The organism is Paenarthrobacter ureafaciens (assembly GCF_004028095.1).
Classification (GTDB): domain Bacteria; phylum Actinomycetota; class Actinomycetes; order Actinomycetales; family Micrococcaceae; genus Arthrobacter; species Arthrobacter ureafaciens.
Window position 1 is genome coordinate 200,634 of the sequence record NZ_SBHM01000006.1, and the last position, 12,250, is coordinate 212,883.

The 12,250-nt window shown below is 63.1% G+C and carries 13 protein-coding genes; 6 read left to right on the forward strand and 7 right to left on the reverse strand.

Going from position 1 to position 12,250, the window contains the following annotated elements; genetic code table 11:
- Positions 1 to 37: 37 nt before the first annotated feature.
- Complete coding sequence (locus tag AUR_RS01995; protein ID WP_062099212.1) at positions 38 to 436, forward strand: hypothetical protein; 399 nt, start codon at positions 38 to 40, stop codon at positions 434 to 436.
- A gap of 28 nt (positions 437 to 464) precedes the next feature.
- On the opposite strand, the gene AUR_RS02000 is transcribed toward AUR_RS01995, so the two are convergent.
- Positions 465 to 1,229: an SOS response-associated peptidase gene (locus AUR_RS02000; protein WP_082694547.1), complete on the reverse strand. Its 765-nt coding sequence runs from the start codon at positions 1,227 to 1,229 to the stop codon at positions 465 to 467.
- Between the two features lie 163 nt (positions 1,230 to 1,392).
- On the opposite strand from AUR_RS02000, the gene AUR_RS02005 reads away from it, so the two are divergent.
- The 3 genes from AUR_RS02005 to AUR_RS02015 all read left to right on the forward strand — a co-directional run bounded on the left by AUR_RS02005 (position 1,393) and on the right by AUR_RS02015 (position 3,572).
- Complete coding sequence (locus tag AUR_RS02005) at positions 1,393 to 1,650, forward strand: mycoredoxin (protein WP_062096948.1); 258 nt, start codon at positions 1,393 to 1,395, stop codon at positions 1,648 to 1,650.
- A 168-nt stretch (positions 1,651 to 1,818) separates the two neighbouring features.
- The gene (locus AUR_RS02010; protein WP_062099214.1) at positions 1,819 to 2,904 is read left to right on the forward strand and encodes an S-(hydroxymethyl)mycothiol dehydrogenase; all 1,086 of its coding nucleotides are present in this window, start codon (positions 1,819 to 1,821) and stop codon (positions 2,902 to 2,904) included.
- Positions 2,901 to 3,572, forward strand: a complete 672-nt coding sequence (locus AUR_RS02015) for an MBL fold metallo-hydrolase (RefSeq protein ID WP_062096949.1) — start codon at positions 2,901 to 2,903, stop codon at positions 3,570 to 3,572. Before AUR_RS02010 ends, AUR_RS02015 begins: the two co-directional genes overlap by 4 nt.
- 6 nt (positions 3,573 to 3,578) lie before the next feature.
- Here AUR_RS02015 and AUR_RS02020 read toward each other — a convergent pair whose 3' ends face one another.
- The 3 genes from AUR_RS02020 to AUR_RS02030 form a co-directional block, all read right to left on the reverse strand.
- Positions 3,579 to 5,906, reverse strand: a complete 2,328-nt coding sequence (locus tag AUR_RS02020) for an FdhF/YdeP family oxidoreductase (RefSeq protein ID WP_062096950.1) — start codon at positions 5,904 to 5,906, stop codon at positions 3,579 to 3,581.
- A 61-nt stretch (positions 5,907 to 5,967) separates the two neighbouring features.
- A complete protein-coding gene (locus tag AUR_RS02025) occupies positions 5,968 to 6,726 on the reverse strand; it encodes a lipoate--protein ligase family protein (RefSeq protein ID WP_062096951.1) in 759 nt (252 codons plus the stop codon).
- Positions 6,726 to 7,529, reverse strand: coding sequence for a thioesterase family protein (locus AUR_RS02030; protein WP_062096952.1), 804 nt, complete (start codon positions 7,527 to 7,529; stop codon positions 6,726 to 6,728). The genes AUR_RS02025 and AUR_RS02030 overlap by 1 nt, the downstream gene beginning before the upstream one ends.
- 132 nt (positions 7,530 to 7,661) lie before the next feature.
- Here AUR_RS02030 and AUR_RS02035 point away from each other — a divergent pair, with 132 nt between their 5' ends.
- Complete coding sequence (locus AUR_RS02035; RefSeq protein WP_062096953.1) at positions 7,662 to 8,648, forward strand: hypothetical protein; 987 nt, start codon at positions 7,662 to 7,664, stop codon at positions 8,646 to 8,648.
- On the opposite strand, the gene AUR_RS02040 is transcribed toward AUR_RS02035, so the two are convergent.
- Together AUR_RS02040 and AUR_RS02045 are read right to left on the reverse strand one after the other, a co-directional pair.
- Entirely contained in the window at positions 8,645 to 10,156 is a 1,512-nt protein-coding gene (locus AUR_RS02040) for an FAD-dependent oxidoreductase (protein ID WP_062096954.1), read from the reverse strand. The genes AUR_RS02035 and AUR_RS02040 overlap by 4 nt on opposite strands.
- 102 nt (positions 10,157 to 10,258) lie before the next feature.
- Positions 10,259 to 10,750 carry a DNA alkylation repair protein gene (locus tag AUR_RS02045; RefSeq protein ID WP_021470654.1) on the reverse strand — a complete coding sequence of 164 codons (492 nt, stop codon included), beginning with the start codon at positions 10,748 to 10,750 and terminating at the stop codon, positions 10,259 to 10,261.
- A 60-nt stretch (positions 10,751 to 10,810) separates the two neighbouring features.
- Here AUR_RS02045 and AUR_RS02050 point away from each other — a divergent pair, with 60 nt between their 5' ends.
- Positions 10,811 to 11,902 (forward strand): PDDEXK nuclease domain-containing protein, encoded by a 1,092-nt coding sequence (locus AUR_RS02050; protein WP_062096955.1) that lies wholly within the window; start codon positions 10,811 to 10,813, stop codon positions 11,900 to 11,902.
- Positions 11,903 to 11,927: 25 nt separating this feature from the next.
- On the opposite strand, the gene AUR_RS02055 is transcribed toward AUR_RS02050, so the two are convergent.
- Positions 11,928 to 12,239, reverse strand: coding sequence for a hypothetical protein (locus AUR_RS02055; protein ID WP_062096956.1), 312 nt, complete (start codon positions 12,237 to 12,239; stop codon positions 11,928 to 11,930).
- Between the last annotated feature and the right edge of the window lie 11 nt (positions 12,240 to 12,250).

The window sequence follows — 12,250 nt, forward strand, 5'->3', positions numbered from 1 at the left end:
GGTGGACGCAAGCCGGTCCGCAGAGCAACATGGTGGCATGAGCACCCAAGACGCACTCCTGAAGCAGGTCAGCATCACCGCCACGGACCAAAACCTGGTGGCGCGTTTCGAACTGGACGGCAACGTCCCTGATTCCGGCGCCTACGTCGTGGGACTGGTAGCCGCCAACGAAGACTACTCCAATCAGCGAAGACTGGGCATCGAATTCATGAATGGTGAGGCGATCTCGTTCTTCTCCTTCAACCACGCCCTGAGCGCGGAGGAAAACTACGACATAAAAGGTGTGGAACATTCGGGAAACGTGATTACCGGAAGCTTTCCGGCCTCCGCCATCCAAGGCCTTCCCAAAGGGCATGTAATGACTGCCTTCAGTGAAGCCGACGGGCGTGACTTCCAGTCCGGCGTACCCGTCAAGGAAGAGTTCCACGAATCCTAAGGGCGCAGTACTCAGAAGAGGGCAGTACTTAGAAAAGAGCCTGGACCGGTTCGATAAGTTCCGGTGAGTTGTTACGGACATTTCCGACGGCGGCGCCCACCGCATCCAGCGTCCAGTCCGCTGCGGCATCATGGGCGCGGGAGCGGACCATCCGGACGAGTTCTTCGGCGTCTTTTTCCTTGGGATCCAACCAGGCTTCCATTGTGTCTTTGCTCATGGGCAACGGGACCCGGTCATGAAGTGCCGTCAATTCATCGAAAACGGAAGCACTGCGCCGCGTTCGCGCTGATTCCGCCGTCGGGGTGTCTGCGGTGATGATCGACATCGACAGCAGCCACCGTGCGGGATCGTCTTCGGGCAGCGACTGATCCCGCCACCACTCATACAGGCCGGCGAAGACCACGCCCCCACCGTTTCCGGGGTGGACATAGTAGGGCTGCTTGTTCTTGGCCTCGCCCTTTTTCCATTCGTAGTAGCCATCGGCAGGCACTGCGCAACGCCTGGCAACCGCAGCCTTGCGGAATGACGGTTTCTCAAGGAGCGTCTCGCTGCGGGCGTTGATCAGGCGGGCGCCGCCCTTGGCATCCTTCGCCCACGACGGTACCAAGCCCCACTTCGCCACATGCAGCTGACGCTTGACGGACTCTTCCACCACGCGTTCCAGAACAATCGGGACCGTGTCCGTCGGAGCAACATTCCATGACTTTTCGAGTGCGACTTCCTTCTCCAGTTCGGCGTCGAACTCGGCCAGAAGGTCACCCACGGCACGGGCCATGACATAGCGTCCACACATGCCACTCAGTCTGCCTTGTCCACGCCCCGCACACCAGCACCGCGGCCGGAGCTGCCCGTCCGTAACCGGCGTTCGCACGGAGCAGGGAATTATTCGCCGTCACGTTACCGTTGATACCAACGAACCAGCCAGCGTGAAAACGAACAATACTTAGGAGAGCTCTGTGGATTTCACCCCCGACTCCGGCACCATCACCATGTTCTCGACCACTTGGTGCGGATACTGCAACCGCCTGAAGAAGCAGCTTGACGCCAAGGGCATCGGCTACACCGAGATCAACGTCGAGGAAGTCGAAGGCACCGCCGAACTCGTTGAGCAGCTCAACGGAGGCAACCGCACCGTCCCCACCGTTCTCTTCCCTGACGGCACTGCAGCCACCAACCCATCCGCTGCCGAAGTGGAAAACCGCCTCGCGGCCTAAAGCCCGCCAGTCGTTGACCGCGTAGGACCACGCAACAGGCCCGCCACGGAACAATCCCTTCCCTGTCTGCCACGTGTGATAGACAGAATGGGAATCCGTAGCGGGCCTTGCTGCATTAACATGCCGCATGGGACAGGCCCGCGCTCCGCCAGTCCGAAGGGAATGTTCATGGTTCACGCAGTCAAAGGCGTCGTCGTACGCTCAAAAGGGGCGCCCGCAACCCTCGAAACCGTCCTGGTCCCCGAACCCGGGCCTGGAGAAGCCCTGGTGGACATCCTGACCAGCGGCGTCTGCCACACAGACCTGCACTACAAGCTCGGCGGCATTAGCGATGATTTCCCGTTCCTGCTCGGCCACGAAGCAACCGGCGTGGTCAGCGCCGTCGGCCCCGACGTCACTGATGTGGCACCCGGTGACCGGGTCGTCCTGAACTGGCGTGCCGTCTGCGGCAACTGCCGGGCCTGCAAGCGCGGCGAGGCCCAGTACTGCTTCAACACGCACAATGCCACCCAGAAGATGACCCTCGAGGACGGCACGGAACTCTCCCCCGCCCTGGGCATCGGCGCCTTCATCGAAAAGACCCTCGTGGCCGCAGGCCAGTGCACCAAAGTAGACCCCGACGCCGATCCCGCCGCCGTCGGACTGCTCGGCTGCGGCGTCATGGCCGGTTTGGGCGCGGCACTGAACACCGGCGGCGTCAAGCGCGGCGACTCGGTGGCCGTCATCGGGTGCGGTGGTGTTGGCGTTGCCGCCATCGCCGGTGCCGCGCTTGCCGGGGCCACAACAATCATCGCCGTGGACATCGACCCCAAGAAGCTCGAACGCGCCAAGGACCTCGGCGCAACCCACACCGTGGACTCATCGGCAGGGGACCCCGTGGAAGAAATCCGGGCCTTGACCGGTGGCTTCGGCGCGGACGTCGTCATCGACGCCGTCGGACGCCCCGAAACCTACAAGCAAGCCTTCTACGCCCGCGACCTCGCCGGAACAGTCGTCCTGGTAGGCGTGCCCACCCCGGAGATGAAGCTCGAACTTCCGTTGCTGGACGTCTTCGGCAGGGGCGGCTCCCTCAAGTCCTCCTGGTACGGGGACTGCCTGCCCTCCCGCGACTTCCCCATGCTGGTGGACCTCTACAAGCAAGGCAAGCTCGACCTCGACGCCTTCGTCACCGAACGCATCACCATCAACCAGGTGGAAGAGGCCTTCGACAAGATGCATGAGGGCGCCGTCCTGCGATCGGTGGTGGAACTGTGACTACCGGAAGCAACGTCAGGATCGACCGCGTCGTCACCTCAGGAACTTTCTCCCTGGACGGGGGAACCTGGGAGGTGGATAACAACGTCTGGATCATCGGCAACGACACCGAATGCCTCGTCATCGATCCGGCCCACAACCCGGCAGAAATCGCAGAGGCCGTTCATGGCCGGAACGTCACCGCGATCCTCCTGACCCACGGCCACGACGACCACATCCGCTACGCCGGAGAATTCCGCGACCTGGTCAAGGCACCCGTCCACCTGCACCGGGACGACTGGATGCTGTGGCACGCGGTCTTCCCTGACACCGACCCTGACAAGGCGATCGAGGACGGTGAGGAGTTCACTGTTGCCGGTGCCACCCTGAAGGCTCTCCACACTCCGGGCCATTCCCCCGGATCGGTGTCGTTCCTCCTCCCGGGCCACGGAAAACCCACTGAAGCAGGAGCCAGCGTCAACACCGTTTTCAGCGGAGACACCCTCTTCCAAGGTGGTCCCGGCGCTACCGGACGGTCCTACAGCGACTTCCCCACCATCATCGAATCCATCCGCACACGGCTCCTCTCCCTTCCTGAGGACACCGTGGTTCTGACCGGCCACGGCGAGTCCACCAGCATCGGCGCCGAAAAGCCGCACCTGGACGAATGGATCGCACGGGGTCACTAGCCCCCATCACGGCCGGAGGCCGGCTGCCGCTCCAAACACCGGGGCGGCAGCCGGCTCCAGCCGGATAATCACCGACTTGGAAGCCGGGGTGTTGCTGCCCTCGGCCGTCGACTCCAAGGGCACAAGCACGTTGGCCTCGGGGTAGTAGGCCGTCGCGCAACCCCTGGCACTGGGGTACGCCACCAAACGCAACCCGCGCAGCACACGGTCAACGCCGTCGTCGGCTTCGCTGTGAACGTCAACGTACGCGCCATCCGCGAAACCCAACTCCGCCAAATCACCGGGATTGACCATCAACACCATGCGCCCCTTCTTGATGCCCCGGTACCGGTCATTCATGGTGTAGGTGGTGGTGTTGAACTGGTCATGGGCACGGACCGTTTGCAGCATCAGCCGCCCCTGGGGCACCGTGATGGTTTCCAAGGCGTTCACCGTGAACATCGCCTTGCCTGTGGCGGTGGGAAAGGTCCGGCTGTCCCGCGGCCCATGCGGAAGGACAAACCCGTCCACCGCGCGGATCCTCGTGTTGAAGTTTTCGAAGCCGGGCACAACGTGGGAAATGTGTTCCCTGACGGAGTCGTAGTCCCGCCGCATGCCGGCCCAATCCACCGGCACTTTGTCGCCCAAAACCGCCTCGGCCATCCTGGTGACGATCGCAACTTCGGACAGGACCTGTTCCCCGATCGGCGCCAGCCGGCCCGCGGAACGATGGACTGCGCACACCGTGTCCTCGACCGTGACGAACTGCTCCACTCCGCCCTGTACATCGATCTCCGTACGCCCCAAGGCCGGGAGAATCAGGGCCCGCTCCCCCGTCACCGCGTGGGAACGGTTCAGCTTGGTGGAGATCTGCACTGACAGCCGCGTCTTCCGCACAGCGTCCTCGGCTACCTCAGTGTCCGAGATCGCATGGACCAGGTTCCCGCCCAAAGCCACCAGCACCCTGATGCTGCCATCCCGCATTCCTTTGATGCTGTCCACCGAATCCACCCCGGGTTTCCGTGGCGGTTCGAATCCGAATTCCTCCCCCAGCGCGTCCAGGAACCAGGCAGGCATTTTCTCCCAAATGCCCATGGTCCTGTCACCCTGGACGTTGCTGTGACCGCGGATGGGTGAAGGACCGGCTCCGGGCTTACCGATGTTTCCGCGGAGCAGCAGGAGGTTGATGATTTCCTTAATGGTCGCAACGGCCTTCTTGTGCTGCGTCAATCCCATGGCCCACGTGATGATCACCCGCTCAGCCCGGATGTATCTCTGTGCCAACTCGTCAATCTCTGCGCTCGTCAGCCCTGTGGCAACAAGGACGTCCTCTTCCCGCAATGCAGCCAACTGGGCGGCGAAACCCACAAAACCGCTGCAGTGACGGTCAATGAAAGCGCGGTCGAGCACCGTTCCGGGTGCCGCTCGTTCAGCATCCAGGACGCGCTTGGAAACGGCCTGCAACAACGCCATGTCACCGGCAAGCCGTATTTGCAGGAACTGGTCGGCCAAATCCGTCCCCCTGCCCATGAGCCCCCGGGGCTTCTGCGGGTTCCGGAAGTTGATCAAACCTGCTTCGGGCAAAGGATTGACCGCAACAATCGAGGCACCCGCATGCTTTGCCTCCTCCAGCGCGGTCAACATGCGCGGATGGCATGTCCCCGGATTCTGGCCCATGATGATGATCAGGTCCGATTTCGCGAAGTCCGTGTAGGTGATGGCTGACTTGCCCACGCCGATGGTCTCCCCCATGGCCACGCCGGTGGATTCGTGGCACATATTGGAACAGTCCGGAAGGTTATTCGTCCCAAAAGCGCGGACAAAGAGCTGGTACAAGAAAGCAGCTTCGTTGCTGGTCCTGCCACTCGTATAAAAGGTGGCTTGGTCCGGATGATCCAGGCCGTTGAGCTCCTGGGCAATGACCTTGAAAGCTTCGTCCCAGGAGACTGGAACATAATGGTCCGAGCCGGCCGCCTTGAAAACCGGCTCCATCAGCCGGCCCTGCTGGCCCAGCCAATACTCAGACCGTGAATCCAAGGAAGCCAAGGAATTCTCTGCCCAGAACGAAGAAGGAATCCTCAGGGGTTCGGCTTCCCAGCCGATGGCTTTGGCTCCGTTTTCGCAAAACTCGGCGGCTTTCCGTTCCGGCGGATCGGGCCAGGCGCAGCTCATGCAATCAAAGCCGTCCTTCTGGTTCACCGCGGTCAAGGTCTTCCAGGCCCGGGCAGGTCCCATCCCGGCCAGAGCATGGGGCAACGTTTCGCTGAGGCTGGGCAATCCTGCCGCCGAGCGTTTGGGCCGGCCGACCGTCAGTTCAGCGTCGGTGTCCTGAAGTGGGTGCTTCTTCCGTGCCATCGTTCCACCGGAGTTTCAGTCTTGGCGATGTTACGTTTTCAATCTATGCCTGTGCCGTCGTTCAGGCGAGCAGTGTGCGGAAGTCGCCGTCGACGATGTGCCCGTAACTTTGGTAAGCCTCGACCACCGCGTCTTCAACTGTCTTTACGTCAAGACCGAGCAGGAGATCGTTCGCAGCTCCCGCCGTCGCCGGGTCCCACTCAAGGCCCAAGGCCGCATAGCTGGCCGTAAGGACCTCACGGATGGGCGCGGAATCCTCCACAACGATCACGGAACTGAACAACCATCCGCCTGAGACCACGCGCTGTGCCGTGCCGATGAGCTTGATGCGGTGCTCCGGCGAATCCGGTGATTGTCCATGGACGCTGAACTCACCGGGACAGTACTCGCCCGCGATTTCGCCGACGGCGGCATGGACGCCAACACTGCGCAACGCGCCGGCCAACAGCTCACCGAACTGCGAGAACCGCGCCTTCGCGTGAACGATCGCGTCCGGGTGCGGCTCAATATGGTCAATGACGAGCGTGCCTTGATGATAGGCGGCCGCCCGCCCGCCGGCCTTCCGGACCAGAGGCTCGAAGCCCAACCGCCGGCAGGCATCTGCTGCCGCTTCGAATTCCGGGAGGTTCGCATCCCGCTGGCCGAACGCCACCGTGGGAAGTGGCCGGTAGAGCCTCAGCGACGGCCCCAGGCGGCCGCTCCGCGCGCGCTGCAGGAGTTCAAGCGCGAAGTCGAGGTCCTCCGCTGCACCCAGCGATTCCGGCTGCCGGTAGACAGTAAGACGAGGCAGCTGCGGCGTTGAGAGCTCCTGCTCAGTCATCAGCTCTTCCTCAGCGTCAGGATCTGCTCTGCCCTGCCAAACGGGCCCGAGTGGTCGTGCAGCACCGAGGAAGTCAGGCCGATTCCGTCAGAACCGAAGGACACCCTGTTATCCAAGCCAAGCCATTCACCGGCCGGTTCCCGGTACATATGGATCTGAAGGTCCACGTTGGGGAAAATGTAGCTGTCCTTGCCCGGAGGCACGCGTGCGGCGATGCCGTTGGCTGTGTCCACCAGGCCCATCAGGCGGGCAACGTCGGAGCTGTCCTCCCTGTCCGTCAGCGGATGGGCCGTCCGGATCCAGACCCTGCCCGAACCCGGCCGGTGTCCTTCAGCAATGCGCATTTCCAGGGAGCTGATGTACCCGCCGGGCCAGACGCTGGCTCCGTCCCAGGGCTTGCATTCATCCGGCGCAGGCATCGGTTCGTCTTCGACGGCGGCTATGGCGCTGGTGTCGCTGGTGATGATCCGCCATGCTGTGGCCCTGATAGCCACCCGGCCGGCAGCCGTGAGCTCTGCCTGGATCAACTCGATGGTCCGCCCAGGGCGCAGGGTTGAGGTAGTGACTTCGAAAGTACCTCCGGGGATCAGGCCCAGGATTTCGTAGCTGATGCGGGCCATTCGGACGTCGTCGCGCGGTTCGTGCTTCAGGAGGGCATCGGCCATGATACCGGACGCGGGTGCCATGTGCTGTTCGTGCGGGTTCCAGGCGCCCTGCGCGTGGATCGTTGAACGATACAGGCCGTTGCCCAGCGATTCGTAGTAGAAATTCCCCTGCGCCAGTTCCGGTAATGCAGTAGACAAGCCGAGCCTTTCGCCAATATCGCATGTGAACTCAGACCACTGTATCCGCTGATTGGCCCTGTATCTGCCGCTTGGAGTCCGCACTCGGGTCATAACCGCGGTGCGGGAGTTCGGGGCTCCTAGGATGAAGGCATGGACCTTCGTGATGCCGCCCAGGAGCTGTACGCCGTGTTGCCCCGCGACTTCACCGCCCGCCGTTCGGAACTGGTCCGCGAAGCCAAGGACGCAGGCGACAAGGAGCTTGCCAAGGACATCGGAAAGCTGGGCAAACCGGCCGCCGGCGCGTGGGCGATCAACGCCTTGGCCGTTCACAAGCCCGAGGTGATTGACGGCGTCGTGCGCTTTGGAGCTTCCCTGCGGGCCGCGCAGGAGGACGGCGACGCGGACGCTTTCCGGCAACTGGGCCTGCAGCGTCAGGGCGAGCTGACGGGCGCCGTGCACGATGCCAAAGACCTGGCAGCGGAGCTGGGTTTCCCGCTGAGTGCGGCGGCAGCTGCCGACGTCGAACGGACGTTCCGGGCAGCGATGGCCGACGCCGGTGCTGCCGCCGCCGTTGCCACAGGGCGGCTGGTCCGGGGGCTAAGCGGCAGTGGATTCGAAGAAGTTGACCTGGACGGTGCCGTGGCAGGCGGGGAGTTCGAACCCGAGCCGACGTCCCCACCCAAGAGCCAGGCCAAACCCAAGAGCCAGGCCAAACCCAAGGGCCAGTCCAAACCCGAGGACCCGTCCAAACCCGGGGCCCAGCGCGAGCCCAAAACGAAAGAGAAGAAACCCGGGGACGAAGCCACCTCCTTGGCTGAGCGTCGTGCTGCCAAGAAGAAGGCCGCCCTCGAGGAAGCCCAGGCGGAATTCGACGCCGCAGAGTCCGAAGCCAAGGAAGCTGACGAGGCGGCGACACAAGCGTGGAACGCGGTCAAGGAGATCGAGCGCAGGCGCAAGGCCGTGCAAGCGGACATCGAGGAGTGCAAGAAGCGCCTTGCTTCCCTGGAGGCCGAACTCATTGGGATCACGAGGGACGCCGAAGCGGCCGAGTCCGACAAGAAGCGCGCGGTACGGGCCGCTACCCAACAGCGACGCGCCGCGGACCAGGCCCGGCGGCGCGTCGAACGGTTGGGTTAGCTCTGCTCCTTGCCCACTGTTTTCTGCAGGTTGTGGGTGGCCGGACCTTCAAGGTAGGTCCCGTCCGGCGTGAACCTTGAGCCGTGCAGGGGGCAGTCCCAGGACTTCTCGGCGTCGTTCCACGTCAGCAGGCCGCCCAAGTGGGCGCAACTGGCAGAAACCCTGCACACCTTGCCGTCTACTGTGGAGACCGCTGCAGGCTCACCTTTGTACAGGCCGACGACGCCGCTCCCCTCCGGCGGCCGGGTTTCGTCCGTGATCTCCGGGTTGCTCCGCACCTTTGCCTTGTCTTCCACCATGCGTTTGGCTATCCCGGCGTTGAGCCGGACCGCCTGGGCCGCACCCTGCGGGGACGTCACGCGGTGGTGGATGACAGTGGCCCAATCCGACTGGCCGCCCAGGATGTCCTGGGTGATGGACAACGCTGCGGCCACCCCGTTGCTCATGCCCCACTTGTTGTAGCCCGTGCCGAAGAAGATCCGGCCATGGCCCCTGGGCAGCTTGCCGAAGAAGGGCATCAGGTTGGTGGCCTGGTAGTCCTGCGCAGACCAGGTGTGCGTTACCTCGGCTCCCGGGTAGTTTTCCCTGGCCCAGCCCAGCAACGCATCCAGGTGTGCTTGGGGAGACTTCGCCCGCCCTGCCGGATGTCCGTACCCGCCAACCAGCAGCAACTCATCGTCCTCGGGTGTTGGGTAGGTTCGCTGGGAGCGGGTGGGCGGATCCATGGAGAGGTACATCCCGGTGGGAATCGTCGCGTCTCCCGGCAAGCGCAGGGCCGCCGCGTAGGAGCGGTTGGGCTCAAGTTTGGCGAAGTACAGGCCGCGGTCCAGGACCGGAGTTCCCGTGGCCACCACCACCGTGTCCGCTGTGAAAGTGCCTTTCCGGGTGGTCACGTCCATGGGCTGGCCGGAACCAACGTTCTGGACCTGGACGCCTTCGACAATCAGGCCCCCGTGCTCGCGGATGTCCTTGGCCAGCGTCTCGAGGACGTCCATGGGATTGATTTGGGCCTGGTCTTCGAGTTCCAGTGCCTCCACCACGGGGAACGGCAGGCCGGCATCCTTGCTGAAATGGACATCCAAACCCGCGTCCCGCGAAACCGCAGCCTCCTTCCGGAGCCGCTGGCCGCCGTCGTCGCTGGTTGAGAAAGTCACCGCCGTCCGGGTCTGGAAGGGGATGCTTTGCTGCTCCATATATTGTGTCAGCCAGGCCTGGCCGGTCCGGTTTGCTTCGACGTAGGCCTGGACCACCTTCAGTGAGTACTGGTTTCTCAGGGCAGACAGGGCACCGCCTTGGAGGAGGCTCAGTTTTCCGGTCGTATTGCCGGTGGTGACGGCACCCAGCGTCCGGGCTTCGAAGACCACCACCTTCTGCCCGGCCCTGGAGAGCAAGAGCGCGGCCACCAGACCGGTGAGGCCGGCTCCCGCCACTATCGTGTCGAAGTGCTTGTCCTCGGGAAGATCATCAGAACGGAATGCGGATACACGGTCCAACCAGAGTGACTTCATCGAACAACCTGCCCCTTCAATTCACAAAAAATTGCCTTTGGCATGCGTTGTTGGAAACGCTAGGCGTGTCCTCATCGCTTATCAAGGGGGCGGGGTCGTTCATCAGGGAGTGCGGCAGTCCGCCACCAGGGCGGCCGCCCTCCTCAGTGCCGGGTCCGGATCGGCAGCCCATCGGGCGAGGACCCGCTCGGCACGGAGGCGGTTCTGTCCAGCAAGGCGCTGAATCAGGGGCAGCACGACGTCCCGGGCTAACGGTTCCGTCAATTCCTGGCTGCCGGCGTTCCGAAAGAAGCCTTCCAGGCGGGTCAGGTCCGTGTTGTCCAGCAGCGGTGCCTTCGACTGCAGCAGAACCACCGCCGCAAGCCTCCGCTCAAACACGGGCTCAGCCCAGAGTTCCGAGCTCAGCGCCGTGATCTGGTCGTGGTCCAGGCTTTTGTAGCGTTTGAGTGCGTCCCGCACGGTTCCGCGGACAGCACCCACGGAGGCACCGTAGACGTTTAGGCCCGGACCTACCCGCTCGCGGATCGCGAAGGCCTTTTCCCACGAGGACTCGCGCTGCAGGGTGTAGTCGATGAATTCACCGGCATCACTCACACGCCTATTCTGTCAGTGCCTCCGCCTAGCGTGGTTCCACCAGCCACCGACAGGAGAATCATGCCCTCGCAGGAGCTTGCCGAAACCGAAGCATCCTTCCCGGGAGTACCCCCGGCCTCATCCATGCCCAGCTGGTACCCGGCTCTGCTGCAGACCGTTGCCAAGGAGGTGCACGTTGGGCGGACGCGCGCGGCAGCGGCGGCTAACAGTGAACTACTGCGCTCCTACTGGAGTATCGGGCGGCACCTTGCCGAGCGGGAAACGGAGCAAGGTTGGGGCGCCAAGGTCGTTACGAGGTTGTCGGCGGATATCCGCACCCGCTTTCCCGAGGCCAAAGGCTTCTCCCCCAGGAACCTCCGATACATGAAGAGCTTCGCCCAGGCCTGGCCGGACTTCCCGATGTTGCAAGCGCCGCTTGCAACATTGCCCTGGTACCACCAGATCGCCCTGCTGGAAAAGCTCGACGACGGCGCCACGCGGCTTTGGTACGCGGCGGCAGCTGCCCAACACGGTTGGTCGCGCAACGTCCTGGTCCACCAGATCCAAACGCGCTTGCACGAGCGGTCGGGCCAAGCCATCACCAACTTCGCTGCCACCATGGTTCCTGCTGATTCGGACCTCGCACAGCAGGCCACAAAAGATCCGTACGTCTTTGACTTCCTGGCCATGACGGACAGGCATTCGGAGCGGGAGCTGGAGCTGCAATTGGTGAAGCACGTTGAGAAGTTCCTGCTGGAGCTGGGGCAGGGTTTCGCGTTTGTGGGCGAACAGGTCAGGTTGGAGATCAACGGGGATGAGTTCTTTGCCGACTTGCTTTTCTACCATCTCAAGCTGCGTTGCTACATGGTCATTGAGCTCAAAGCCGTGAAGTTTGAGCCTGGTTTCCTTGGGCAATTGGGCATGTACATGGCAGCCGTTGATGACCTGATGGCACACCCGGACGACAAACCCACCATTGGCCTGTTGCTGTGCAAGGAAAAGAACAGCGTGGTGGCCGAGTACGCGTTACGGGGATTCAACACCCCCATTGGCATTGCTGAATGGCGCACCTCGCTGGCCGATTCTTTGCCGGATGAGATCGTCTCAAGCCTGCCCAGCATCGAAACCCTGGAGGCTGAGCTGGCCAGCGAAGCCGAGCGGCTGGGTGGCTAGGGGGCTGGCGCCCGGGCTCAGACGATCAGCCGCCCGGAGGCTGGCTCACCTGGCTGAAGTCCGGTGGTGCGACCAGCCACAGACTGCCCTTGATGCAGTCCTTCTCCGTCCAATTGTCACGTGGCGCATTGACGTGCCCGCCGCCGAGCTCAAACTCGGATCCGGACCGGACCACAGGATGCTTGTCCGCGTCGACGACTTCGAAGGCCTTGCCGTCTCCCTTAGCGGAATAGCCTTGGGGCCATACAAGCGTGTAGACCTCGGACCCATCGCCGGGATGTGCGTAGACGCAGCCATTCGCATCCACGCTCAATGTGCCCGTGAAGGCCGCGTCCATGGCGCTGTCAT